Origin of the sequence: Allobosea sp. LjRoot90 (assembly GCF_964254315.1) — a bacterium.
In the GTDB taxonomy this organism is placed as follows: Bacteria; Pseudomonadota; Alphaproteobacteria; order Rhizobiales; family Beijerinckiaceae; genus Allobosea.
In genome coordinates this window covers 1165215-1188457 of sequence record NZ_CAXUTF020000001.1, presented here as the reverse complement: position 1 = coordinate 1188457, position 23243 = coordinate 1165215, and the positions used below count along the sequence as shown (strand labels likewise).

The window sequence follows — 23243 nt, the reverse complement described above, 5'->3', positions numbered from 1 at the left end:
TCCGGGCTGGAGAGGTCGTGCGGGGTCAAGCCGTCCGCCTCACTCGGCGGTGGCCTGGACGTCGATCTTGTCGAAGATCTCGGTCGGGTCGCCGAGCGTGATGACGTCGGCGAGGCCGAGCCCGCTCGCGGTCTTGGCGTTCGCCTTGACGGTCAGCGTGCCGGGCTTGGCGACGAAGCGGGCGATCGCATTCGCCAGCACCTTGGCGCCGTCCGAGGGGCCGAGGATGGCAGCGAGGCCGAGGCTCGCCATCATGCCGTATTCGCGGCGCACGTCCTCGACCTTGCGCTTCGACTTCTTCGCCTCGTTCTCGATCAGCTTCTCGGCGAGGCCGAGATTCTGCAGCTTGAGCTCGACATTCTTGGCGGTCGCGCCGAGCAGCGCCACCTGGGCCAAGGCGAGATCGCCGGAGAAGACCTCCTTGCCGACATTGCCGAGCATGCCGGTGGCATCGAGTCTGGCCATGCCGACCCCGCCGAGCGAGAGCGTGCGGATGGCGAACTCCTTGCTCGCCTCCTGCCAGGCAAGCGCAAGCTTCGCCGAGAGGTCGATGTTGCGGTAGCCCATCGCCAGCAGGTCCTTGGCGGCGGGGTTGTCGGCGCTCTCGACGATCGGGAAGGTGATCTTGTCGAGCGTCAGCGCCATGTCGGTTGGAATGCCGTTGACCTGTTCGCCGGCCTTGAGCTCGAAGCTGCCGAGGCCGACCTGAATCGGCGCACCAGCCGGGCGACCGCGCTTGCCGTCCTGCGGCACGCTCATCTGCACGCCATTCATCTTGACCGTGCCGAGTTTCGGGATGAAGCGGCGGAGGTCGAGCGTCTTGAGGTCGACGGCGGCATCGCCGAGCGCCTTGACCTCACGCACCACGCTCTCGAACGAGAAGCCGGAATAGCCGAGCGAGGCGATCGTCCCCTTGGCTCCGCTGCCCTCGAACTGCAGCCCCTCGATCACCACGCCGGACTTTTCCGGCGTGGCCGCGCCAAAGGCCATGCGCGCGATGCGCATATCGACGGGCTCGGCCTTAGCGCCGGGCTTTGGCGGTGTCTTCAGCGCCATCACGAGGTCGCGGAGTTCGCCGCTGCCATAGTCGACGGCGTCGACGATCTCGGCCATGGCGAGCAGCAGCTTGCGGCTACGCGCCTCGCTGATCGCCGGGTCTTCCTTGCTGTTGAGATCGCGCGAGGCTTTCTCCGATTCCTCGCTCAGCACGGCGATGCGCGTCATCAGCTCGCCCATCGGCTCGGAGGCGACACGCGCCTTGAAGCCATGCAGCGAGGCCTTGCCGGCCGTCATCTTGCCCTGTTCGCCGAGGTCGAGCGAGTAGCCGTCCTGCTCGAGCTTGCCGAGGACCGGCAGCAGCGGCGCCGTTTCGCCGGGCTTGGCCTTCTCGGCGAAGACGCGCGCGATCTGCATCAGGTCGAGCGTCTCGAAGCTGGTGCGCTTGATCTCGCCGTTGATCGGGCCGGTGCTGCCACCCTCGACCTTGATTGTGCCGTCGCTCGATTCGCCACGCCCGATCCGGCCTTCGCGAATGTCGGCAAACTTGATGTTGCGATAGGTCGTGACCTGCTTCTGCGGGCCGAAATTCTGCTCCATCACCAGCGTCGGCGCGTTGATCTCGCTGGCATCGAGCTTGCCGAGCCTGGCGATCGCGCTGTCGCCGCTGCCCTGGAAGATGGCGAGGAAGCCGTCGCGGTCGAGCGAGGTGCCCTTCACCTCGAGCTTCGGGATCGAGAGCACGAACTTGCCGAGATCGAGCTTGATGTTGTCGAGCTGGAGATCGGCAGCTGAGGCGGGACTGGCCAGGAGGACAAGCAGCAATGCTGTCGCGGACAGCGGCCGATAGCTGGCAAGGCGGCGGCCGGGCGAAATCGTCATGGTGGTCTCCTGAAGCATGCGTCGAGGCCCGCGGGCGCGTAGCTGGGGCCGAGCCCCGATTGGCAGCGCCAGAGACGGATTCGCGGGCACAGCAGCCCATCCGTCTTCGGCAGGAAGTCGGCAGCGACCCTGCCGCAAGGCGATGACGAAAGAAAGATGGCGCAGCCGCGAGTTGGGCGAAATGCTTGACGAAACGGCATCGCTTCGTGCCATTGGCCGCAGAACCGCCACGAGGCCGCGGCAAGGCTTGCGTCAGGGTGGTTTGTCTGGCGCGAGGCGCGATGATGTCTGTTATGGAACGTTTGCTGCGCCTGGCCTCTGTGCTCGCGCTGACCCTGGGCGTCCTTATGGTCCTGCCGAAGCCGGCGGAGGCGCAGAACGCGCCCGTCGCGGGTATCGAGCCGCTGACCATCGTCACGGCTTCGGGCCGCCATGCTTTCCAAGTGGAGGTCATGCGCACGCCGGACCAGCGCGCGCGGGGGCTGATGCATCGCCAGTTCATGCCGGCCGATCGCGGCATGCTCTTCGACTTCGCCCGCACCGAGCCGGTCGCGATGTGGATGCAGAACACCTACATCTCGCTCGACATGCTCTTCATCCGCGCCGACGGCACGGTCGCCCGCATCGCCGAGCGGGCGGAACCGCTCTCGACCCGGACCATCCCCTCGGGCGAGCCGGTGCTCTCGGTGCTCGAGATCAATGCCGGCATCGCGGAGAAGCTGGGCATCAAGCCCGGCGACAAGGTCGAGCATCCGCTGTTCAAGCGCTAGAGCTGGTCGGCCCTGCCATCCGTCACATCACAGCCGTAATTGCTTCGGACAACCGCTATCCTGACGTCGTCAAGATGATCGCTCTCGGAGGCTGCAATGGCGGACTGGACGAGGCCGCTCTTGCGACGTTCGGTCGTGCTGGCTTTGCTCGCCCTCTCCGCTTGCCGCCATGGCGACATCGTTCTCGATGCCGGCGAGCCGCTCGTCAGTGCCGGGCGCTACGCTTCCACTGCCTCGACGCCGGCTGAACCGGCCAGGCGGACGCCGGTCCGCAATGTCCTGGTCCTGACCAGTGGCGGCGCCGACGGCGCCTTCGGAGCCGGCGTGCTCCAGGCCTGGTCTCAGAGCGGCAAGCGCCCGGTCTTCGATGTCGTCACCGGGACCTCGACCGGCGCGCTGCAGGCGACTGCGGCGTTCCTCGGACCAGCCTCGGACCATCTGCTGGAGCGGGTCTACACCACGACACGAACGCGCGACGTCTTTCGCCCCAATGGTTTGAAGACGCTGGTCGGCACCGGCCTTTACGATCCGGCTCCATTGCGGCGCCTGCTGCTTGAGCTGATCAGCGATGACATGCTGGATCAGGTAGCCGCCGAGCACCGCAAGGGCCGCCGGCTCTTTGTCGCGACCACCGATATGACGGCGGGCAAGACCATGTTCTGGGACATGGGCGCGATCGCCGCCTCCGATGAGGACCGGCGCAGCCACTACGTCGACATTCTCGTCGCTTCGGCGGCGGTGCCCGGCCTCGTCGAGCCGGTGCGGATTCGCGACCGGCGAAGCGGTGCCGTTTCGATCCACAGCGACGGCGGCGTCAAGGCCCCGGTGCCGTTCGAGAGCTTCATGCTTGGCAGGGCCGGGCGCGGCAGCACGATATGGGTTCTCGCCAACGGCCATGTCAGCCGCGACGCCGCCGTCAGCAGTCCGGCTGCGTCGACGTTGGCGCTGGCTCGCCGCGGCGTCTCTCAGCTCATCAGACAATTGCTCTACAGCTCTGTGCGCGAGGCGCAGAGCAAAGCTGCGGCGGCCGGAGCGCATTTTCGGCTGATCTCCCTGCCTGAGACGGTATCCGAGACGAAGGATCCGCTGCGCTTCGATCCTGATGAAATGCGCCCCTTGTTCGAGGCGGGGCAGGCCGCAGGCACGCGAATCTTCGGGGCGCCACCTTTGTCGCCAGATGATTCCTTGTTGCGGTCCTCCAGCGTGGCCGCACGCGCGGCATCGGCCAGTCCCGCGGAACCGGCGCTCTGACCGGACGTCGCTATCATGAGCGGTCGTCTTGCCACTGGCCGGTCGGCGCTCACGGCCGGTCGCCTGGCGCCTTCGATCCGTCTATCATCGCCCGGCATAGGAGTGGGACGGAGACTGGAACATGCCCGGGAATTCTGAGCGGACGGATCTGGACGACCGAATCGCAATCGTCCGCAGGAACATCTCGGAGCTGATGGAGCAGGCGACCGGAGCATCCGGCGCAGCGGTCGAGGAGAGTCTCGCCAACCGGCTCAACGAGCAGCAGGATTTGCTCACCGAACTTCTCCGGCAGCGCGAGGCGCTGGGCTGAGCTGGCTAGAATCGTCGCTTTGGCCGGTTGCCGGCCCGGAGATGGCGATACAACGAGTGCGCAGGAGTCTGCCCAGCGACCCCGTGGGAACTGCGTGTTCCCAAAGCGAGCAGTTGGTGATATTGCGTTCCGCATCCGCCGGCTTCGAGATGGGCCGATGGAACTGATTTGCGAGTGATTGATTACACTTGCAGGACGGCGGGGTATAGCGCAGCCCGGTAGCGCATCTGCTTTGGGAGCAGAGGGTCCCAGGTTCGAATCCTGGTGCCCCGACCAATCTCGACAGGCTTTGCCGGAAGGCGAGGGGAAGCATGACGGCACGCATCTACTCGCCGACACGCAATGCGATGCAGTCCGGCACGGCCAAGACTGGCCGCTGGCTGCTGGAGTATGAGCCGGAGCGGCCGCGCGAGATCGAGCCGCTGATGGGCTGGACCTCGTCAGGCGACATGAAGAGCCAGCTCAGGCTCTGGTTCGACACGGCCGAGGAGGCTGTTGCCTACGCCACGCGCAACGGCATCGCCTATCGTCTGGAGCAGCCGCATCAGGCCAAGCGCCGCGCCATGACCTACTCGGACAATTTCAAGTTCAACCGCGTCGGCCAGTGGACGCATTGAAACTAGACTGAACCGGCGGGGCCCATGCCCGCCGTTTCTTTCAGGGCCCGTAGCTCAGCTGGATAGAGCAGCAGCCTTCTAAGCTGCTGGTCACAGGTTCGAATCCTGTCGGGCTCGCCACTTTTCTCACTCCTGCGCTTCGTCGCGGCGCAGCTCGAAGGCCAGCATCGCTTCGGCGAGCGCCTCCAGCTCGCGCTCCTTATCCCTGCTGTCCGGCGCGGCGTTGAGTTCGGCCACGCGCTGCTGCGCCTGTTCGTAGTCCTCGTCGGTGTGAACCGCGATGGGACTCTTCATGATTCTGCTCCTTTCGGTCTGCACCGACGTTTCCGCGCGACCAGAGGGTCAACCCTTCATCAGAGATGGAGTTCCGCGCGCCCGGCTGCCATAGGCGCCGCAGACCTCTCGGCCCTCAATCCTCGCGTCCCCAATTGCGCAGCTGGCGGATCGTCGGCAGTGGCGGGCGCCGGCGCCAGAGCATCAACGCGAGATATCCGACGCTGCCCATGACAAAACCGGGGATGGCCGCGCCGAGTGTCACGGTGACCAGCCCCATGGCGCAGCCACCGGAATCGCCCGGGCCGCATTTCGGATCGAACAGCAGCATCGCCATGACGATGGCGAAGCCTATGAACATCGCCAGCAGCATGCCGAGACAACCGATCCAGATCGCCCGCAGCAATATCCTCAGCATGGTGATCTCCTGGCCCGCCTGGGTGGCAAACGCCGCCCCTGCGTCGCCGCAGGTGATGAGTCCATCTTGCCGCGATCGGCGCGAAGTCGTAAACGCCCCGCGGCCGGATCGGCCATGATCGCGCCCGAAAGGCGGGGCATGGCCCGGACGCATCCGGTTGGTGAAGCGTCTGATCTCTGATCGTTACCCGCAACCTCCAAGCTCCAGCCCCTGCCGCGGCTGCAAGGAGTATCGATGATCTCGCTCGGCTCCGGCCTGGACCGGCTCGCCAATTTCGCTTCCGCGAGTCATTGGCGCGCCTGCGTGCTGCTCGTCCTGTTGTCGCTCGCTGCCTTCCTGCCCGGCTTCACCAGCCTGCAGCCTTTCGATCGCGACGAGCCGCGCTTCGCCCAGGCCAGCAAGCAGATGCTGGAGACGCGCGACTTCGTCGACATCCGCTTCCAGGACGAGGCCAGGCACAAGAAGCCGGTCGGCATCTACTGGCTGCAGGCGGGAAGCGTCGCGATCGGCGAGGCGCTCGGCGTGCCGCAGGCCCGGACCACCATGTGGCTCTACCGGCTGCCGTCGCTGATCGGCGCGATCGCGACCGTGCTCCTGACCTATTGGGCGCTGCTCGCTTTCGTCGGCGCGCGCTTGGCCTTGCTCGGTGGCGCCTTGATGGCGGCAGCCGTGCTGCTCGGCGTCGAGGCGCGCTTCGCCAAGACCGACGCCCTGCTCGCCGCCTGCGCGGTCGCGACCATGGGCGCGCTTGCCCGCGCCTGGCTCGACTGGACGCGCTCGCTCGCCTTCGTGCCGAGCCGCCACAACTGGCTGGTGTTCTGGTCGGCGACGGCGCTCGGCCTGCTGCTCAAGGGCCCGATCGTGCCGATGGTCTGGGGTCTGGCGGTGCTCGTCCTCGCCATCCGTGAGCGCTCGCTGCGCTGGTTAGCCCCGCTGCGGCCCGGGCTCGGCCTGTTGCTCTGCCTCGTCGTGGTGCTGCCCTGGTTTATCGCCATCGCGGTGAAGACCGGCGGCAACTTTTTCGCCGAGAGTGTCGGCAAGGACATGCTCGCCAAGGTCGGGGAGGGGCAGGAAAAGCATTGGGGGCCGCCCGGCCTTTATCTGCTGCTGTTCTTCGGCACCTACTGGCCATCGGCGGCGCTTGCAGCGATGGCGATCCCGTTCGCCTGGGTCAAGCGCCGCGAGCCGCAGATCCTGTTCCTGCTCGCCTGGATCGTGCCGTCCTGGCTCGTCTTCGAGGCGGTGCCGACCAAGCTGCCGCATTATGTGCTGCCGCTCTATCCGGCGATCACGGCGCTGCTTCTGCTCGCGCTCGTCAACGGCGGCATCAACCGCTTCCGCCGCGGCTCGACCCTGACGGCGCTGCTTGTCGTGCTGGTGCCGGCGGTGCTCGTCGGCGTACTGCTCTACGGCACCTGGACGCTCGACCGGACCTTGCCCTGGCTGGCTCTGCCGGTTCTGGCGCTCGCGCTCTTCGTTGCCTTCCGCGGCTTCCTCGCCTTCCGCCAGGGGGCGTTCGAGGGTGCGCTCTGGCGCGGCGTGGTCGCGAGCCTCCTGCTCAGCCTGGGCGTGTTCGGCCTGGCATCGCCAAGCCTGCGCGGCTTGAAGCTGTCGCCGCGGCTGGCGGAGGCGGTGCAGGCGGTGACCTGCCCGAATCCGCAGGTCATCACCGTCGGCTACCGCGAGCCGAGCCTCGTCTTCCTCGTCGGCACCGATCTGCGCATGGGCGCAGACGGGACGATGGCGGCGACGTTCCTGCGCGAGCCGGGTTGCCGGGTGGCGCTGGTCGAGGGCCGTTTCCTCGACGGCTTCCGCCAGACGCTCGCCGCGTCGGGGCAGTCGCCTCGGCTCCTGACCACGATATCTGGCTTCAACCTGAACGGCGGCAAGCACCTCGACATCAGCGTATTCGTCCGCGAGTGATCGACGCTTGCTCCGCCGTGGCGGTTGACGCAGTTTGCGCGCCGCAATGCAGAAAGACTTGGAATCCGTGACCGAACCTGCGCCTTCACCCGGCCAGCCCCGCCTCAGCATCGTCGTGCCGGTGCGCAACGAACAGGGCAATATCACGCCGCTCGTCCGCGATATCGAGGCCGCTTGTGCCGATATCGGCGTCTTCGAGCTGATCTATGTCGATGACGGTTCGAGCGACGGCACGGCCGCCGCGCTCGCCGGTCTCGCTGCGACCCGGCCATGGCTGCGGGTCGTCCGCCATGCGCAATCCTGCGGCCAATCGGCCGCGGTGCGCAGCGGGGTGAGGGCGGCGGCGGCCCCGATCGTCGCGACCCTCGACGGCGACGGCCAGAACGATCCCTCCTTCATCCCGGCGATGCTGGCCCAGCTCGAGGCGGCGGGTGCCTCGGCCGGCATGGTCCAGGGACAGCGCGTCGGCCGCAAGGACACAGGCTTTAAGCGCATGCAATCGCGCATTGCCAACAAGGTTCGTGGCTCGATCCTCAAGGACGGAACGCGCGACACCGGTTGTGGCCTGAAATGCTTCCGGCGCGAGGCGTATCTGGCGCTGCCCTATTTCGATGCACTGCACCGCTTCATGCCGGCTCTCATCGTGCGCGAAGGCTTCGCGGTCCTGCATCACGACGTGCGTGACCGGCAGCGCCTGACCGGGGTTTCCAACTACGGCTTCTTCGACCGGCTCTGGGTTGGCATCCTCGACCTCGCCGGCGTCTGGTGGTTGATCCGGCGCCGCAAGCGCGTGCCGCAGATCGCGACGGAGGCGCGCTGATGCTCATCGACCTGCAGAACATGATCGGGAATTATTTCCACGACGTCTTCGTCAACAATGTCGACTGGTGGGTCCTGCTCGGCGTCGTCGCGCAAGGCCTCTTCACCATGCGCTTCGTGGTGCAGTGGCTCGCCAGCGAGAAGGCGCAGCGCTCGGTCGTGCCGATGACCTTCTGGTGGTTCTCGATCGGCGGCGGCATGCTGCTTTTGATCTACGCGCTCTATCGCCGTGATCCGGTTTTCATCATCGGCCAGGGTTTCGGCGTGTTCGTCTACCTGCGCAACCTGCAATTCGTGCTGCGCGCGAAGGCGCGCGGCGAGGACACGAATTCCGCGCCGGGCTGAAGCGGGATCTCAGTATTCACCGGCAGGGAAGCCGTGGCGCGCCATCATGGCGCGATGCCAGGGGCTGCCGATCAGGTCGGTGAGCGCTCGATCGAACCGCTCCCGGAAGCTGGCGTGCTGCTTGCCGAAAGCGAAGGCTCCCGCGGCCGGGCTGCCCTCGTCGACCGCGACGGTGACGACCGCCAGGCTATCGTTGGGCTGACGAGCAAGGTAGCCGCGATGCGCCATGGCGACGCTGGCATAGGCATCGGCGTCGCCGTCCCTGACAGCCGCCACGGCCTCCTCTTGGGTCGCGACACGAACGACGCGCTCGGGAGCAATGCCGGCTGCGAGCCCGGCCTGTTCCTGGACTTGCCCGCCCACGACCACCAAACGGGCGGCAGCGACGGCGACGGCGCGATAGCCGCTCAGTCGCTCGCGATCGGCGGCCCGCACCAGAAGACCGTCGGCGAGTGCCCACACCGGCCGGCTGAAGTCGACGAGCTTTTGCCGCTCTGCCGTGACGAAGAGAGGTGTGGTGAGCGTCCAGCGCCCGGAGGCGAGGCCCGGCAGCAATTCGGCGAAAGTCGTCAGCCGCTGCTCGAATTCCGTGATGCTGAGCGCCTGCAAGGCTGCGCTCGCCAGTTCGACATCGCAGCCCTGCGCGGCTCCGCCGGCTGCCGGCCAGCAGAAGGGCGGCTCGTCGAGATAGGCGAAGACGATCGGTCCTTCCGGCACCATGACGCGCTCAGCTCGCCGCTCTCAGCCGAGCGAAGCCGGCGTCGAGATCCTCCTTGAGGTCCTCCAAGTCCTCGAGGCCGATATGAAACCGGATCGTCGGTCCCTTGAAGCCGGGCTTGGTCGCGGTGCGATAGCGGGTGCAGTCGAAAGGCAGGACGAGGCTCTCATAGCCGCCCCAGGACGCGCCCATGCCGAACAGCGTGAGCCCATCGAGCATGGCCGCGACCGCCTTCATCGAGACCGGCTCGAGCTCGATCGAAAACAGCGAGCAGGTCCCGCTGAAGTCCCGCTTCCAGATGGCATGGCCGGGATCATCAGGCAGGGCCGGGTGCAGCACGCGGGCGACCTCGGGCCGCGCGGCCAGCCAGTTCGCCATCTCCAGTCCCGCCGGCTGCAACTCCTTGAGCCTGATGGCGAGGGTGCGGATGCCGCGCAACGTCAGATAGGCGTCCTCGGGCGCGATGATCACGCCGAGCGCGTCCCAGGTTCGCTGGAGCTGGCTGTAGAGTTCCGGCGTGCGGGCCGAGACCGTGCCGATCAGCACGTCTGAATGGCCGGCATAGTACTTCGTCCCGGCCTGAACCGAGACGTCGACGCCGAATTTATGAGCATCGAAAAAGAGCGGCGTCGCCCAGGTATTGTCCATCATCACCATGATGTCGCGGGCATGCGCGGCGGCGACGATCGCGGGGATGTCCTGGACCTCCAGGGTCTGCGATCCCGGCGACTCGGTCCAGACGGCCCGGGTGTTCGGCTTGAACAGCTCGGCGATGCCCTCGCCGATGAGTGGGTCGTAATAGGTGACCTCGACGCCGTAGCGCGGCAGCATCCGTTCGCAGAAATTGCGCATCGGATGATAGACGCTGTCGGTCACGAGAAAGTGGTCGCCGGCGGTCAGGAAGGCGAGAGTGGGCAGGGTGCAGGCGAGCAGGCCGGACGAGCAGGCGAGCACGCCGGCGCCGCCCTCCATCGTGTGGGCTGCGGCAAGCAGCGCGTCGATCGTCGGGCTGCCGGAGGTGCCGTAGCTGTAACGCGCCTTGCGGACCAGGAAATCCTCGGTGCTCGGATAGATCACCGTCGAGCCGCGCACGATCGGCGGATTGACGAAGCCGTAGCTGTCGGTGGAGTCGCGGCCGGCGAGGACGAGACGGGTTTTTTCGCGCAGGCGCGCGAATTCAGGCTTCGACAGCTTTTTCATGGACCGGAATGATAGGTGCGGGACGGGGCGGGTTGTGGTCGCACTTGACCACCTCCGGAAAGTCGCATGTGATGCTTGCAGTGAAAAGAGGCAGGCGCACGGGGGAGCCCTTGCTTGACGCTCATGAACGGCTCTGGCAATCGACCCGAGCCGTGTTTCGCTTAAATTTTCGGCATCGAAACGGGACATCAAGTCACGACGATGCGGTGACCGGCAGGTTCCGGCCGGCAGACGCCGGCGGGGCAACATTGGGAGAGATCAGAATGAAGAAATTCATGGCAGCCGCTGTCGCCGGCCTCGGCTTCACGCTGGCGGCGGCGAGCGCGCAGGCGCAGGCGCCTCAAACGCTTACTCAGGTCAAGAGCCGCGGCATCCTGAACTGCGGCTCCAACACCGGCCTCGCCGGCTTCGGCGTGCCGGATGGGCAGGGCAACTGGGCCGGCCTCGACGTCGATTACTGCCGCGCCATCGCGGCCACGATCTTCAACGACCCGACCAAGGTGAAGTTCATCCCGCTCTCGGCCAAGGACCGCTTCACGGCCCTGCAGTCGGGCGAAGTCGACGTGCTCGTGCGCAACTCGACCTGGACGATGTCACGCGACACCGCGCTCGGCCTGCTGTTCACCGGCGTGAACTACTATGACGGCCAGGGCTTTCTGGTCCGCAAGAAGCTCGGCGTGAATTCCGCGCTGCAGCTCAACGGCGCCTCGGTCTGCACCCAGCAGGGCACCACCACCGAGCTCAACCTCGCCGACTTCTTCCGCGCCAACAATCTGAAGTACGAAGTCGTCGCCTTTGCGAGCTCGGACGAGACCGTCAAGGCCTATGATTCCGGCCGTTGCGACGCCTTCACCACCGACGCTTCCGGCCTCTATGCCGAGCGCCTGAAGCTGACCGCGCCGGATGATCACATGGTCTTGCCCGAGATCATCTCGAAGGAGCCGCTTGGCCCGGCAACCCGCAACAATGACGGGCAGTGGTTCGGCCTGATCAAGTGGGTGCACTACGCCATGCTCAACGCTGAGGAGCTCGGCGTGACCAAGGCGAATGTCGACGAGATGCTGAAGTCGAGCAACCCCGAGATCAAGCGTCTGCTCGGGACCGAGGGCAAGTTCGGCGAGAGCGTCGGCCTGACCGCGGATTGGGCCTACCGGATCGTCAAGCACGTCGGCAATTACGGCGAGAGCTTCGAGAAGAATGTCGGCCAGGGCTCGCTGCTGAAGATCGCTCGCGGCCAGAACGCGTTGTGGACCAAGGGCGGCCTGCAATACGCCCCGCCGGTGCGCTAAGGGACCATGCGGGGCGGGCGCTTCTGGCGTCCGCCCCGATTCTTTCCAGGTTACTGGAAAAAGTGGCTTTTCCGGCCGCGCTTGGCCCGGGATTTGCCAACCTATCGAGAATGGGATGAACCCGTTCCACCGGACAGGGGAAGTATATGATCAGAGTGATCAGCGCGGCGTTGCTCGTCGTCGCCGCTGCCTTTGGCGTCGCTAGTGCGCAGGCGCAACAGACCCTCGCTCAGGTCAAGAGCCGCGGGATCCTGAACTGTGGCTCCAATACCGGCCTGATCGGCTTCGGCGCCCCCGATGCCCAGGGCAACTGGAACGGCCTCGACGTCGAATATTGCCGCGCCATCGCTGCGACGATCTTCAATGATCCCGCCAAGGTAAAGTTCATTCCGCTCTCGGCCAACGATCGCTTCAAGGCGCTCCTGGCCGGCGACGTCGACGTGCTCGTGCGCAATTCGAGCTGGACCATCACGAACGACACGCCGCCCGGCCTGCTCTTCACCAACGTCAACTATTATGACGGCCAAGGCCTGATGGTGCGCCGGAAGCTCGGAGTGATGTCGGCGATGCAGCTTGCCGGCGCGTCGATCTGCGTCCAGCGGGGCACGACGACCGAGCTCAACGTGGTCGACTATTTCAAGACCAACAATCTCAGGCACACGATCGTCGCCTTCGACACCGGCCCGGAAACGCTCAAGGCCTATGATGCCGGTCGCTGCGACGCTTTCACCACGGATGCCTCGTCCCTCTATGCCGAGCGCATGAAGCTGACGGCACCGGACGACCACATGGTTCTCGTGGAGATCATCTCGAAGGAGCCGCTCGGCCCTTTGACGCGCGATAACGACTCGCAATGGTTCAAGCTGGTGCGGTGGGTTCACTTTGCCATGCTGAATGCCGAGGAACTCGGCGTGACCAAGGCCAATGTCGACCAGATGCGGGGGTCGGCCAATCCCGAAATCAGGCGCCTGCTCGGCGTCGACGGCAAGTTCGGCGAGGGCCTCGGCCTAGCCAACGACTGGGCCTACCGGATCGTCAAGCATGTCGGCAATTACGGTGAGAGTTTCGAGCGCACCGTCGGCAGTCGCTCGGTGCTGAGGATGTCACGCGGCCAGAACGCGCTGTGGACCAAGGGCGGATTACAATACGCGCCGCCGATCCGGTGAGATTCTGTTAGTGTCTGGGCCGTTGCGGTCGGCGCGATCGTTTCGTCAGGCAAAGAAAGAGGAGAATGCGGCCGGCGGGGACTGGCCTGGAGCTTGCTAGCAAATCGAGAGCGGGAGAACCCGTTCCGCCAAACAGGGGACAGAAAACAACCATGAAACAAGTCATTGGGGCGGCGCTCATCGCCGTCACCGCTGCCATATGCGCGAGCGGAGCACTGGCCCAATCGCCCACTCTGGCGCAGGTCAAGAATCGCGGCATCTTGCACTGCGGCTCCGGCACCGGTCTCGCTGGTTTCGGCATCCCTGATCAGCAGGGTAATTGGGCCGGCATGGACGTGGACATCTGCCGCGCCGTCGCTTCGGCCATCTTCAACGATCCGGCCAAGGTCAAGTTCATTCCGCTCTCGGCCAAGGACCGCTTCACCTCGCTGCAATCGGGTGAGGTCGATCTCCTGTCGCGCACCACGACCTGGACGATCTCGCGCGACACCTCGCTCGGCCTGAACTTCGCCGGCGTCAATTACTACGACGGTCAGGGCTTCATGGTCCGCAAGAAGCTCGGCGTCGATTCCGTGCTGAAGCTCGCCGGCGCCTCGATCTGCACCCAGCAGGGCACCACGACCGAACTCAACCTCGCCGACTACTTCCGCAGCAACAAGATCAAGTACGAGGTGGTCGCCTTCGCCTCCAACCAGGAGACGGTCAAGGCCTATGAGGCCGGCCGCTGTGACGCCTTCACCACGGACGCCTCGGGCCTTTACGCCGAGCGCCTGACGCTCTCGAATCCCGACGATCACATGGTGTTGCCGGAGATCATCTCGAAGGAACCGCTCGGCCCCGTTGTGCGCCATGGCGACGATGTCTGGCTCGACATCGTCAAATGGTCGCTCTTCGCCATGATCAATGCCGAGGAGCTCGGCGTCACCAAGGCGAATGCCGACGAGATGCTCAAATCCGACAATCCCGAGATCAAGCGTCTCGTCGGAACCGAGGGCAAGTTCGGCGAACCGATGGGCCTGACCAATGACTGGGCCCTGCGCATCATCAAGCATGTCGGCAATTACGGCGAGAGCTTCGAGCGCAATGTCGGCTCAGGTTCGCTGCTCAAGATCGCGCGTGGCCAGAATGCGCTCTGGACCAAGGGCGGCCTGCAATACGCGCCACCGATCCGGTGAGAACTGCCGATGCGCGGCACTCGTCGCGCATCGGGCATTGAAGCTGTCTTGTTCCGGCGAACCGGATAAGAATACGGGCAGGCAGTGATCCGAATGGATCACTGCCGGACCCTCGGTCGCCAACACTCAGAAGGGCGTCAGACGTGTCGACTACTTCCGCCGAGATCAAACCGGGCAAAGCCTCGTTGCTCTACGACCCCAAGATTCGGGGTTACGTCTATCAGTTCGCCCTGCTCGCCGTGGTCGGCTTCCTGATCTGGTCTGCGGCCTCGAACGCGATCGAGAACCTGCGAGCCCAGAAGATCGCCTCCGGTTTCGGCTTCTGGCACAACGCGGCCGGCTTCGACATCAACCAGAAGCTGATCCCCTTCAGCGCATCGGGCAGCACCTATGGCCAGGCCTTCTGGGTCGGCCTGCTCAATACGCTGCTCGTTGCCTCGATCGGCATCGTGCTCGCGACCTTCCTCGGGTTCTTCGTCGGCGTCGCCAGACTGTCGAGCAACTGGATCGTGTCCAAGATCGCGATGATCTATGTCGAGGTCATCCGCAACGTCCCGCTGCTGCTGCAACTGTTCTTCTGGTACAATGCGGTGCTGAAGCCGCTGCCCAATCCGCGCCAGTCGATCGAGCTTCCGGCCGGCTTCCTGCTCAACAATCGCGGCCTCTATGTGCCCGATCCGCAATTCGGCCCCGGCGGCAACCTGATCATCTGGACGCTGCTGATCGGCCTGGTCGCGACCTTCGTCTTCCGCTTCTGGGCGCGCAAGCAGCAGGCCGCAACCGGCAAGCAGTATCCGGTCGGCCTGATTGCCTTCGGCCTGATCATCGTCCTGCCGCTGCTGGTCTATTTCGCCACCGGCCGGCCGATCACCTTCGTCTATCCGGAGCTCGCCGGCTTCAACCTGCGCGGCGGCATCCAGATCTTCCCGGAGTTCGTCGCACTGCTGGTCGGCCTCACGACCTACACCGCCGGCTTCATCGCCGAGGTCGTCCGCGCCGGCATCCTCGCCGTCTCGAAAGGGCAGACCGAGGCCGCCAATGCGCTCGGCCTGCGGGCGGGGCCGACATTGAAGCTCGTCGTCATCCCGCAGGCGATGCGGGTGATCATTCCGCCGCTGACCTCGAACTACCTCAACCTGACGAAGAACTCGTCGCTTGCGGTCGCGATCGGCTATCCCGATCTCGTCCAGGTCTTCACCGGCACGGTGCTGAACCAGACCGGCCAGGCGGTCGAGGTCGTCGCCATCACCATGGCGGTCTATCTGACTATCTCGCTGGTGACGTCGTTTTTCATGAACATCTACAACAAGCGCATGGCGCTGGTGGAACGGTGAGGGCGCCCCGATGACAGACGCAACCACCGAAATGGCTCCCTACGCCTTCGTCCGCAGGGAAACGCTCGAGCAACAGCCGGCGCCGCTCTCCGTCGCCGGGCCGCTGGCCTGGGTCAGGGCCCATCTGCTCTCCAGCCCGCTCAACATCGCGCTGACGCTGGTCTGCCTCTACCTTGTCGTCGACTCGGTGCCGGGGCTGATCCGCTTCTACTTCCTCGACGCGGTCTGGACCGGCACCAGTCGCGATGCCTGTCTCGCCGACAAGGTCGGCCGGCCGGTCGGCGCCTGCTGGGCCTATATCGCCGATCGCTTCCAGTATTTCATCTATGGCTCCTATCCGATCAGTCAGCGCTGGCGCGTGAACATCGTCTTCGTCATGTTCGCGCTCGGCGTCGTCTGGCTGCTCTGGAACCAGGCGCCGAAGAAGAAGCTCGGCATCTTCTTCTTCTTCGTGCTCCTGCCGATCTCGGCCTATGTGCTGCTGCTCGGCGGCCCGGGCGCCGAGCGCTTCCTCGGCTTCTGCCTCGCGGTGACACTTGCGCTCGCTGCGCTCTATGTCGTGCTCTCCTTTGTGCCGCAGCTGGTTCGCTTCAACATCGGTGACGCTGGTCTGGCGGTTGTGCAGCAGTTGCCGATCTGGAAGCGCTTCTTCGGACCGAAGCAGCTGGTCCTGTTCGCCCTCGCGATCTTCGTCTTCCTCAGCCTGCTGGCGAATAGCCCAGGTCTGCCCAGGGTCGACACCGGCCTCTGGGGCGGCATGACGGTGACCTTCCTGATCGCGGCGGTCGGCATCGTTTTCTCACTGCCGCTCGGGGTCGTCTTGGCGCTGGGGCGTCGCTCCAGGCTGCCGATCATCCAGTTGCTCTCGGTGATCTTCATCGAGTTCGTCCGCGGCGTGCCGCTGATCACCGTGCTGTTCATGGCCAACACCATGCTGCCGCTGTTCGTGCCGCAGGAGTATTCGCCTGACCGGCTGCTGCGGCCGCTGGTCGGCGTCGCGCTCTTCGCCGCGGCCTACATGGCGGAAGTGGTGCGCGGTGGCCTCCAGGCCATGCCCAAGGGCCAGTACGAGGGCGCGATGTCGCTCGGCCTCGGCTACTGGAGCATGATGCGGCTGATCATCCTGCCGCAGGCGCTGCGCATCGTGATCCCGGGCATCGTCAACACCTTCATCGGGCTGTTCAAGGATACGACGCTGGTCACCATCGTCGGCATCTTCGACTTCCTGCGTACCATCGAGGCGACCCTGGTCGATCCGACCTGGGCGACGCCGACGACCCGCGCGACGGGCTATGCTTTCGCCGCGGTTTTCTATTTCCTGTGTTGCTGGGGCATGTCGCGCTACTCGATTGCGGTCGAGAAGCGGCTCGCCGCCGGCCAGAAGCGTTGAGGGGACCAATCATGGCTATGGCAGAAACCACCAGCTCGCGCCCGACGGCGCTGAAGCAGACCGTGCTCAACACCGCGACGGCCGTCGAGATGATCGGCGTCAACAAGTGGTATGGCGAGTTCCACGTGTTGCGCGATATTAACCTCAAAGTGTCGCGCGGCGAGAAGCTGGTCATTTGCGGCCCGTCCGGCTCCGGCAAATCGACGATGATCCGCTGCATCAACCGGCTGGAAGAGCATCAGAAGGGCCAGATCATCGTCGACGGCACCGAGCTCACCAACGACCTCAAGAAGATCGACGAGATCCGCCGCGATGTCGGCATGGTCTTCCAGCACTTCAACCTGTTCCCGCATCTGACGATCCTGGAGAACCTGTCGCTGGCGCCGATCTGGGTTCGCAAGATGCCCAAGAAGGACGCCGAGGAAATCGCGATGCACTATCTCAGGCGCGTCAAGATCCCCGAGCAGGCGTTGAAGTACCCGGGCCAGCTTTCCGGCGGACAGCAGCAGCGCGTCGCCATTGCCCGCTCGCTGTGCATGAGCCCGAAGATCATGCTGTTTGACGAGCCGACCTCGGCGCTCGACCCCGAAATGGTCAAGGAGGTGCTCGACACCATGGTCTCGCTGGCCGATGAGGGCATGACCATGCTCTGCGTCACCCACGAGATGGGTTTTGCCCGCCAGGTCGCCGACCGGGTGATCTTCATGGACGCCGGCCAGATCGTCGAGACGAACGAGCCGAACGAGTTCTTCAAGAATCCGCAGCACGAGCGTACGAAGCTCTTCCTCTCGCAGATACTGCACTGATCTCCGGCAGCCAGTCTGCTGCTACTGCAACGGCGCCTTCACGGGCGCCGTTTGCATGTCGGCTGCGTCGATCGAGGCGGTCCTGCCGGCTCCCGGAGCAGCCTTTTGGAACTTTTCGTGGTGATTGCGGTTGTTTCCCTCGAAATCGGAGGAGACACCATGAAACTCGTTATCACGACTGTCGTCGCCGGATTGCTGCTCGGCAGTGCCGGCGCCTATGCCCAATCGGTCGACATTGGGCCGGGTGGGGTCAGTATCGATACGCGCTCGCCGCGTGATCGCGCGATCGACCGGGATATCCGCCGCGAGGACCGGATGCGCGAGCGTGATCGCTGGGAGCGCCGCCGGGCCTATCGCGCCGAGCGCGATTGCCGCACCGTGACCGAGGTTCGCGAGACCCCGCGCGGAGAGGTGCGTCGCACGACGCGTGTCTGTGACTGAATATGAGTTTGACTGAGTGTGAGTTGAGTTGCGTCAGGTAAGGCAAGACCGCCGCCCCCAGTCGGGAGCGGCGGTCTTGCGTTGTAGATTACTTGGCGTTGCGCGCCTTCACCGCCGCATCGGGGAAGTCCGAGAACAGCCCATCGATGCCGAGCGCCAGATAGGCCTTGTACTCGGCCGCCGGATCGCCCTTGAAGTCGGAGGCGAGGCGCTTGGGCTCGCTGCGGAACGTCCAGGTGTGGACGAAGAGCCCGACGGCGTGGGCGTTCTTCACGACATCGGTCGGCGGCAGCAGCACGCGGTCGCGCTCGTCGATCGTCCCGTCGCCGTTGAGATCGCGCGGCTTGCCGTCGTCGCCGAGCACCTGCTTGGCCGGCATCAGATAGGGCTTCCAGGGACCGACGCCGTCGGCATAGGTCTTGATCTCCTTCAGGCCCTCGGCGGTGACGAGGTCCTTGAAGGTGCGTTTGTCGCCGGTGACGGCGAAGTCGTAGGGCTTGTCGAACGGAGCGGCGAGCACGATGCCGCCGTCCTTGTCGACATCGTCCGCATCGACCAACTGGATCAGGCGCAGCTGCGTCTTGCCGCGCAGATATTTGAGGTTGGCGGTCTCGAAGCTCTGGATGAACACCGGCGAGGTCTTCTCGGTCCAGCCAGCCGCCTTGAGCTGATCGAGCAGCTTGTCCTCGATCGCAAGGCCGGTAGCCGAGTGATAGGTCGAGTGCTTGATTTCCGGATAGATGCCGATCGTGCGGCCGGTCCGGGTGCTCTCGGCCTTGGCGAGGTCGATGACCTGCTGCAGCGTCGGGATCTCGTACTTGCCGTTATGCGATTGGTCGCGGTCGGCAAAGGCCTGCTTGGCCCGCAACGTCTTGATCTCGGCGAGGGTGAAGTCGGAGGCGAACCAGTCGGTGGTGTCGACGCCGTCGATCTTGCGGGTCGTCTTGCGCGCGGCGAATTCCGGCCGGGTCGAGACGTCGGTGGTGCCCGACAGCATCGGCTCGTGACGAACCACGAGGTGGCCGTCCTTGGTCGAGACCAGATCGGGCTCGATGAAATCGACGCCATGCTCGATCGCGAGCTTGTAGGCTTCGAGCGTATGTTCCGGCAGATAGCCGCTGGCGCCGCGATGGCCGACGATCAGGGCCGGCTTGCCGTCCAGCGTCGACGCCGGGCTCTGCGCCAGGGCCGGCGCGGCCAGCGCGAGGACAAAGGTCGCCAGCATCGTGGCCGGCTGCAACAGGGGCTTCATCTCGTCCGATCCTCGTGTCCCGTGGAAGGTCGCGAAACTGCTCGGTCGATATGACAGGCCGGTGAAGGCCCGCTTGCTCCTTCGCGATGCCGGGAAACCGGCACCGCGAAGGTGTCTCTTAGGCATTCCAGGCGCTCACTTGCCAGTGGCGGCGAGCGCGGGAGGCAGGAGGCTCAGCGGCGGCCTTCGAGCGTGGTCTTGGCGTCGAGGCGCTTGGACGGCGGCGGCGTGGTGTCGACCGGCTGGGTGGCGCAGGCGGCCAGCGACAGGCAGAACAGGCCGGCGAGCGCGAGACGGGCGAAGGTGGTCATTGCAGGATCCCTAGGCGGTTGCGTTACGGAAGGAGTTGTATCGTCTTGCGCCCTGTGGGACGAGGGCGTCAAGGGTCCTTTCGCGCTTCGGAATCGTTCCAGATCGCGTCTGGGACAAGTGCCAAGACCAAGAGCAATCACAGGAACTGCCGGACATGACTCCTGCTGCCCGTATCAGCGCCGCCATCGAGGTTCTGGCGGACCTGATCGAGCGTCGGCGCCCGGCCGCCGATGCGCTGAAGGATTGGGGCCTGTCGCGTCGTTTCGCCGGCTCCAAGGACCGCGCCGCGGTTGCCTCGCTGGTCTATGACGCGTTGCGCCGCCGGGCCTCTTCCGCCCATGCGCTCGGTGAGGAAACGCCGCGGGCGCTCGTGCTTGGCATGTTGGTCAGCCAGCGCGGCATGGCGGTCGAAGAGATTTCGGAGCTCTTCAACGGGCAGAATCATGCCCCTGCGCCGCTGACCGAGTTCGAAGTCGCGGGGCTCGTTGCCTTCGATCTCAATGCGGCGCCCGGCTGGGTGCGCGCCGATGTACCGGACTGGCTCTGGCCCTCTTTCATGACCGGTTTCGGGGATGACGCGGTCGCGGAAGGGCAGGCACTGGCGGGCAGGGCGCCGGCCGATATCCGCACCAATCGACTGAAGACGGATCGCGACAGGCTGCGCGCAGCGCTCAGCCATCTTCAGCCGGAGCCGGGCGCCTGGTCTCCCGATGCCCTGCGCTTCCTGCACGGCCCCGACGGGCGCGGGCCATCGCTGCAGAGCGAGCCGAGTTTCTTCGATGGCGAATTCGAGATCCAGGATGAGGGCTCGCAGCTCGTGACCCTGCTCGCCGGCGCGCAGCCCGGCATGACAGTCGTCGACCTTTGCGCCGGCGCCGGCGGCAAGACGCTGGCGCTGGCCGCGATCCTGAACGGCAAGGGGCGCATCTTTGCCACCGACCTCGACAGCCGCAGGCTGGCGCCGCTGCACGACCGGGTCGCCCGCTCGGGCGCAGGCAATGTCGAAGTGCGCGTACCCAAGAGCCGCGGCCATGATGCGCTTGCCGATCTTGCAGGCACTGTCGATCTCGTGCTCGTCGACGCGCCCTGCACCGGCTCCGGTACGTGGCGGCGCAATCCCGATGCGAAATGGCGGGTGCGTCCCGGAGCTTTGGCCGAGCGCATTAAGGAGCAGGCGCAGGTACTCGATCGCGCCGCCAGCCTGGTCAAGCCGGGCGGGCGTGTCGCCTACATCACCTGCTCGATGCTGCCGGAGGAGAACGACGTCGCGGTCGACGCCTTCCTGGCGCGGCATGCCAGCTTCGCGCCGGTCGCGACGCGGTCCCTGCTGAACACCGGCGAAGTCGATTTCGGCCTGCTCGCCCGTTTTGCCACGCGTTTTGGCCTGCAGCTCTCGCCGCGCCGGACCGGGACCGACGGCTTCTATCTCGCTGCACTTGCCCGGCACGATCCGGCTTGAGGGCGCTGCCGCCGGCGAACGAGCAGTATCAGTCTTGTCCGTAAGGGGCGGATTTGTGCGTTCTTGCGCTCGGCCGCCCGCGCCGACACCTGTTCCCCGTACACCCTGGGGCAAAGGTGCCGACCATGAGCAAGACCGAAGAGACCTTCATTTCCATCGCCGTGCTGAAGGCGAAGGCTGGCCAGCGCGAGCAACTGCGCCGGAGCCTGCTGACGTTGATCGAGCCGACGCGAGCCGAGCCGGGCTGCCTCGACTATGTGCTGTTCGAGCTGCGCGACGAGCCCGGCACGTTCTACATGCGCGAGGCGTTCACCAGCGCGCCCGCGCTCGAGGTTCACAAGGCGACGCCGCATTTCCAGGCGTTCGCCGCGACAGCCGGTGATTTGCTGGCCGAGCCGCTGCGGCTGGTCGTGCTCGACCGCGTCTCCTCCTGAGCTGCCTGGCGATGCCGACCTGATCCGCTCTCAGCGCCGTTGCGCGCTCGCGCGCGATGGCGTAACCGGGCGCGATGAGCGCCCAGCCCCAAAACTCCGTGCCGCACGACTCCATCCTGATCATCGACTTCGGTAGTCAGGTGACGCAACTGATCGCGCGCCGCGTGCGCGAGATCGGCGTCTATTGCGAGATCGCGCCATTCCAGTTGGCCTCCGAGGCCTTCCAGCGCATGAAGCCGAAAGGCGTGATCTTTTCGGGTGGCCCGGCCTCGGTCCCGGATGAGGGCTCGCCGCGGGCGCCGCACGAGGTGTTCTCGTCTGGCCTGCCGGTGCTCGGCATCTGCTACGGCCAGCAGACCATGGCCCATCAGCTCGGCGGCAAGGTCGAAGGTGGCCATGCCGCCGAATTCGGTCGCGCCGATGTCGAGATCGTCACGCCGTCGGCCTTGTTCGAAGGCGTCTGGGAGGAGGGCGGGCGCTATCCGGTCTGGATGAGCCATGGTGACCGTGTCACTCAGCTTCCCGCTGGCTTTTCCGTCAAGGCGACCTCCGAGAACGCACCCTACGCGGTGGCGAGCGACGAGGGCAGGCGCTTCTACTCGACAATGTTCCACCCGGAGGTGGTGCACACTCCCGACGGGGCGAAGCTGCTACGCAATTTCGTCGTGACGATCTGCGGCTGCACGCCGGATTGGTCGATGTCAGCTTATCGTGCCGAGACGATCGCCAAGATCCGCGCCCAGGTCGGCACCGGCCGGGTGATCTGCGGCCTCTCGGGTGGCGTCGATTCGGCGGTTGCGGCCGTGCTGATCCACGAGGCGATCGGCGATCAGCTCACCTGCGTCTTCGTCGACCATGGCCTGATGCGCATGAACGAGGCGGACGAGGTGGTGCGCCTGTTCCGCGACCACTACAATATCCCGCTGGTTCATGTTGAGGCCGAAGAGCTTTTCCTCTCGGAGCTCGCCAAATGCGGCGCCGACCCGGAAGCCAAGCGCAAGACCATCGGCCGGCTCTTCATCGACGTCTTCGACGCCGAGGCCGCCAAGCTGGGCGGCGCCGATTTCCTCGCCCAAGGGACACTCTATCCCGACGTGATTGAGAGCGTCTCTTTCTCCGGCGGGCCTTCGGTGACGATCAAGAGCCACCACAATGTCGGCGGCCTGCCCGAGCGCATGAAGATGAAGCTCGTCGAGCCGCTGCGCGAGTTGTTCAAGGACGAAGTCCGCGTGCTCGGCCGCGAGCTCGGCCTGCCCGAGGCCTTCGTCGGCCGCCACCCCTTCCCGGGGCCTGGTCTCGCCATCCGCTGCCCCGGAGAGATCACCAGGGAGAAGCTCGACATCCTGCGCAAGGCGGATGCGATTTATCTCGAAGAGATCCGCAAGGCCGGCCTCTATGACGTGATCTGGCAGGCTTTTGCCGTGCTGCTACCGGTGCGCACCGTCGGTGTGATGGGCGACCACCGTACCTATGACCATGTCTGCGCCCTGCGCGCGGTCACCTCGGTCGACGGCATGACGGCCGATTTCTACCCCTACGACATGGCCTTCCTCGGCCGCACCGCGACGCGGATCATCAACGAGGTCAAGGGCATCAACCGGGTCGTCTACGACGTGACCTCGAAGCCGCCGGGCACGATCGAGTGGGAGTGAGAAGAGCGCCT

24 protein-coding genes and 2 tRNA genes are annotated in these 23243 nt (G+C 65.5%); 19 read left to right on the top strand and 7 right to left on the bottom strand.

The features are described from left to right. Positions 1–39: 39 nt before the first annotated feature. Positions 40–1878, bottom strand: coding sequence for a hypothetical protein (locus tag ACSQ3M_RS05595; protein ID WP_436149056.1), 1839 nt, complete (start codon positions 1876–1878; stop codon positions 40–42). Positions 1879–2162: 284 nt separating this feature from the next. Here ACSQ3M_RS05595 and ACSQ3M_RS05590 point away from each other — a divergent pair, with 284 nt between their 5' ends. The 6 genes from ACSQ3M_RS05590 to ACSQ3M_RS05565 all read left to right on the top strand — a co-directional run bounded on the left by ACSQ3M_RS05590 (position 2163) and on the right by ACSQ3M_RS05565 (position 4946). Beyond that, entirely contained in the window at positions 2163–2648 is a 486-nt protein-coding gene (locus ACSQ3M_RS05590; RefSeq protein ID WP_436149055.1) for a DUF192 domain-containing protein, read from the top strand. 96 nt (positions 2649–2744) lie between these two features. Beyond that, the gene (locus ACSQ3M_RS05585) at positions 2745–3899 is read left to right on the top strand and encodes a patatin-like phospholipase family protein (RefSeq protein WP_436149054.1); all 1155 of its coding nucleotides are present in this window, start codon (positions 2745–2747) and stop codon (positions 3897–3899) included. Positions 3900–4020: 121 nt separating this feature from the next. Continuing rightward, positions 4021–4209 carry a hypothetical protein gene (locus ACSQ3M_RS05580; protein WP_436149053.1) on the top strand — a complete coding sequence of 63 codons (189 nt, stop codon included), beginning with the start codon at positions 4021–4023 and terminating at the stop codon, positions 4207–4209. A 199-nt stretch (positions 4210–4408) separates the two neighbouring features. Further along, positions 4409–4485: transfer RNA gene (locus ACSQ3M_RS05575), tRNA-Pro, on the top strand. A 35-nt stretch (positions 4486–4520) separates the two neighbouring features. Next, entirely contained in the window at positions 4521–4826 is a 306-nt protein-coding gene (locus ACSQ3M_RS05570; protein ID WP_436149052.1) for an ETC complex I subunit, read from the top strand. 43 nt (positions 4827–4869) lie between these two features. Continuing rightward, positions 4870–4946, top strand: a tRNA-Arg gene (locus ACSQ3M_RS05565). Positions 4947–4952: 6 nt separating this feature from the next. Here ACSQ3M_RS05565 and ACSQ3M_RS05560 read toward each other — a convergent pair. After that, positions 4953–5120 carry a hypothetical protein gene (locus ACSQ3M_RS05560; RefSeq protein WP_436095256.1) on the bottom strand — a complete coding sequence of 56 codons (168 nt, stop codon included), beginning with the start codon at positions 5118–5120 and terminating at the stop codon, positions 4953–4955. Positions 5121–5235: 115 nt separating this feature from the next. After that, on the bottom strand, positions 5236–5517 hold the full coding sequence (locus tag ACSQ3M_RS05555; RefSeq protein WP_436149051.1) for a hypothetical protein: 282 nt from the start codon (positions 5515–5517) through the stop codon (positions 5236–5238). Positions 5518–5751: 234 nt separating this feature from the next. Between ACSQ3M_RS05555 and ACSQ3M_RS05550 the strand changes: the two genes are divergently transcribed. Genes ACSQ3M_RS05550 through ACSQ3M_RS05540 form a run of 3 tightly spaced genes read left to right on the top strand, consistent with a single transcriptional unit; the run spans position 5752 to position 8604 of the window. Further along, a complete protein-coding gene (locus ACSQ3M_RS05550) occupies positions 5752–7440 on the top strand; it encodes an ArnT family glycosyltransferase (protein WP_436149050.1) in 1689 nt (562 codons plus the stop codon). Between the two features lie 46 nt (positions 7441–7486). Continuing rightward, the gene (locus ACSQ3M_RS05545) at positions 7487–8260 is read left to right on the top strand and encodes a glycosyltransferase family 2 protein (protein WP_436149049.1); all 774 of its coding nucleotides are present in this window, start codon (positions 7487–7489) and stop codon (positions 8258–8260) included. Then, on the top strand, positions 8260–8604 hold the full coding sequence (locus tag ACSQ3M_RS05540; RefSeq protein ID WP_436149048.1) for a lipid-A-disaccharide synthase N-terminal domain-containing protein: 345 nt from the start codon (positions 8260–8262) through the stop codon (positions 8602–8604). The genes ACSQ3M_RS05545 and ACSQ3M_RS05540 overlap by 1 nt, the downstream gene beginning before the upstream one ends. A gap of 9 nt (positions 8605–8613) precedes the next feature. Here the strand turns inward: ACSQ3M_RS05540 and ACSQ3M_RS05535 are convergent, their stop codons facing one another. After that, on the bottom strand, positions 8614–9324 hold the full coding sequence (locus tag ACSQ3M_RS05535) for a transporter substrate-binding domain-containing protein (protein WP_436149047.1): 711 nt from the start codon (positions 9322–9324) through the stop codon (positions 8614–8616). A 7-nt stretch (positions 9325–9331) separates the two neighbouring features. After that, positions 9332–10522, bottom strand: a complete 1191-nt coding sequence (gene metC / locus ACSQ3M_RS05530; protein WP_436149046.1) for a cystathionine beta-lyase — start codon at positions 10520–10522, stop codon at positions 9332–9334. Between the two features lie 263 nt (positions 10523–10785). Here metC and ACSQ3M_RS05525 point away from each other — a divergent pair, with 263 nt between their 5' ends. The 7 genes from ACSQ3M_RS05525 (at position 10786) to ACSQ3M_RS05495 (ending at position 18123) form a co-directional block, all read left to right on the top strand. Then, positions 10786–11811, top strand: coding sequence for an amino acid ABC transporter substrate-binding protein (locus ACSQ3M_RS05525; protein WP_436149045.1), 1026 nt, complete (start codon positions 10786–10788; stop codon positions 11809–11811). A gap of 146 nt (positions 11812–11957) precedes the next feature. After that, the gene (locus ACSQ3M_RS05520; RefSeq protein ID WP_436149044.1) at positions 11958–12977 is read left to right on the top strand and encodes an amino acid ABC transporter substrate-binding protein; all 1020 of its coding nucleotides are present in this window, start codon (positions 11958–11960) and stop codon (positions 12975–12977) included. A gap of 152 nt (positions 12978–13129) precedes the next feature. Continuing rightward, complete coding sequence (locus ACSQ3M_RS05515; protein WP_436149043.1) at positions 13130–14152, top strand: amino acid ABC transporter substrate-binding protein; 1023 nt, start codon at positions 13130–13132, stop codon at positions 14150–14152. Between the two features lie 143 nt (positions 14153–14295). Further along, positions 14296–15486 (top strand): amino acid ABC transporter permease, encoded by a 1191-nt coding sequence (locus ACSQ3M_RS05510; RefSeq protein WP_436149042.1) that lies wholly within the window; start codon positions 14296–14298, stop codon positions 15484–15486. Positions 15487–15496: 10 nt separating this feature from the next. Further along, complete coding sequence (locus tag ACSQ3M_RS05505; protein ID WP_436149041.1) at positions 15497–16876, top strand: amino acid ABC transporter permease; 1380 nt, start codon at positions 15497–15499, stop codon at positions 16874–16876. Between the two features lie 17 nt (positions 16877–16893). Next, a complete protein-coding gene (locus ACSQ3M_RS05500; protein ID WP_436149295.1) occupies positions 16894–17682 on the top strand; it encodes an amino acid ABC transporter ATP-binding protein in 789 nt (262 codons plus the stop codon). Between the two features lie 159 nt (positions 17683–17841). Beyond that, complete coding sequence (locus ACSQ3M_RS05495) at positions 17842–18123, top strand: hypothetical protein (RefSeq protein WP_436149040.1); 282 nt, start codon at positions 17842–17844, stop codon at positions 18121–18123. Positions 18124–18211: 88 nt separating this feature from the next. On the opposite strand, the gene ACSQ3M_RS05490 is transcribed toward ACSQ3M_RS05495, so the two are convergent. Further along, complete coding sequence (locus ACSQ3M_RS05490; protein ID WP_436149039.1) at positions 18212–19375, bottom strand: glycerophosphodiester phosphodiesterase; 1164 nt, start codon at positions 19373–19375, stop codon at positions 18212–18214. Positions 19376–19548: 173 nt separating this feature from the next. Then, positions 19549–19686, bottom strand: coding sequence for a hypothetical protein (locus ACSQ3M_RS05485; RefSeq protein WP_164547439.1), 138 nt, complete (start codon positions 19684–19686; stop codon positions 19549–19551). 155 nt (positions 19687–19841) lie between these two features. On the opposite strand from ACSQ3M_RS05485, the gene ACSQ3M_RS05480 reads away from it, so the two are divergent. The 3 genes from ACSQ3M_RS05480 (at position 19842) to guaA (ending at position 23232) form a co-directional block, all read left to right on the top strand. Continuing rightward, the gene (locus ACSQ3M_RS05480; protein WP_436149038.1) at positions 19842–21146 is read left to right on the top strand and encodes an RsmB/NOP family class I SAM-dependent RNA methyltransferase; all 1305 of its coding nucleotides are present in this window, start codon (positions 19842–19844) and stop codon (positions 21144–21146) included. 125 nt (positions 21147–21271) lie between these two features. After that, positions 21272–21580, top strand: a complete 309-nt coding sequence (locus ACSQ3M_RS05475; RefSeq protein WP_436149037.1) for a putative quinol monooxygenase — start codon at positions 21272–21274, stop codon at positions 21578–21580. Positions 21581–21678: 98 nt separating this feature from the next. Next, positions 21679–23232 carry a glutamine-hydrolyzing GMP synthase gene (guaA, locus tag ACSQ3M_RS05470; RefSeq protein WP_436149036.1) on the top strand — a complete coding sequence of 518 codons (1554 nt, stop codon included), beginning with the start codon at positions 21679–21681 and terminating at the stop codon, positions 23230–23232. Positions 23233–23243 lie beyond the last annotated feature (11 nt).

Coding starts and splice junctions, on each gene's coding strand:
- ACSQ3M_RS05540 (WP_436149048.1), top strand. CDS start 8,260: ATGCTCATCGACCTGCAGAACATGATCGGGAATTATTTCCACGACGTC.
- ACSQ3M_RS05485 (WP_164547439.1), bottom strand. CDS start 19,686: ATGACCACCTTCGCCCGTCTCGCGCTCGCCGGCCTGTTCTGCCTGTCG.
- ACSQ3M_RS05545 (WP_436149049.1), top strand. CDS start 7,487: ATGCAGAAAGACTTGGAATCCGTGACCGAACCTGCGCCTTCACCCGGC.
- ACSQ3M_RS05480 (WP_436149038.1), top strand. CDS start 19,842: ATGACTCCTGCTGCCCGTATCAGCGCCGCCATCGAGGTTCTGGCGGAC.
- ACSQ3M_RS05520 (WP_436149044.1), top strand. CDS start 11,958: ATGATCAGAGTGATCAGCGCGGCGTTGCTCGTCGTCGCCGCTGCCTTT.
- ACSQ3M_RS05560 (WP_436095256.1), bottom strand. CDS start 5,120: ATGAAGAGTCCCATCGCGGTTCACACCGACGAGGACTACGAACAGGCG.
- ACSQ3M_RS05535 (WP_436149047.1), bottom strand. CDS start 9,324: ATGGTGCCGGAAGGACCGATCGTCTTCGCCTATCTCGACGAGCCGCCC.
- ACSQ3M_RS05525 (WP_436149045.1), top strand. CDS start 10,786: ATGAAGAAATTCATGGCAGCCGCTGTCGCCGGCCTCGGCTTCACGCTG.
- ACSQ3M_RS05505 (WP_436149041.1), top strand. CDS start 15,497: ATGACAGACGCAACCACCGAAATGGCTCCCTACGCCTTCGTCCGCAGG.
- ACSQ3M_RS05580 (WP_436149053.1), top strand. CDS start 4,021: ATGCCCGGGAATTCTGAGCGGACGGATCTGGACGACCGAATCGCAATC.
- ACSQ3M_RS05550 (WP_436149050.1), top strand. CDS start 5,752: ATGATCTCGCTCGGCTCCGGCCTGGACCGGCTCGCCAATTTCGCTTCC.
- ACSQ3M_RS05570 (WP_436149052.1), top strand. CDS start 4,521: ATGACGGCACGCATCTACTCGCCGACACGCAATGCGATGCAGTCCGGC.
- ACSQ3M_RS05590 (WP_436149055.1), top strand. CDS start 2,163: ATGTCTGTTATGGAACGTTTGCTGCGCCTGGCCTCTGTGCTCGCGCTG.
- ACSQ3M_RS05495 (WP_436149040.1), top strand. CDS start 17,842: ATGAAACTCGTTATCACGACTGTCGTCGCCGGATTGCTGCTCGGCAGT.
- ACSQ3M_RS05475 (WP_436149037.1), top strand. CDS start 21,272: ATGAGCAAGACCGAAGAGACCTTCATTTCCATCGCCGTGCTGAAGGCG.
- ACSQ3M_RS05585 (WP_436149054.1), top strand. CDS start 2,745: ATGGCGGACTGGACGAGGCCGCTCTTGCGACGTTCGGTCGTGCTGGCT.
- ACSQ3M_RS05490 (WP_436149039.1), bottom strand. CDS start 19,375: ATGAAGCCCCTGTTGCAGCCGGCCACGATGCTGGCGACCTTTGTCCTC.
- ACSQ3M_RS05515 (WP_436149043.1), top strand. CDS start 13,130: ATGAAACAAGTCATTGGGGCGGCGCTCATCGCCGTCACCGCTGCCATA.
- ACSQ3M_RS05555 (WP_436149051.1), bottom strand. CDS start 5,517: ATGCTGAGGATATTGCTGCGGGCGATCTGGATCGGTTGTCTCGGCATG.
- metC (WP_436149046.1), bottom strand. CDS start 10,522: ATGAAAAAGCTGTCGAAGCCTGAATTCGCGCGCCTGCGCGAAAAAACC.
- ACSQ3M_RS05500 (WP_436149295.1), top strand. CDS start 16,894: ATGGCAGAAACCACCAGCTCGCGCCCGACGGCGCTGAAGCAGACCGTG.
- ACSQ3M_RS05595 (WP_436149056.1), bottom strand. CDS start 1,878: ATGACGATTTCGCCCGGCCGCCGCCTTGCCAGCTATCGGCCGCTGTCC.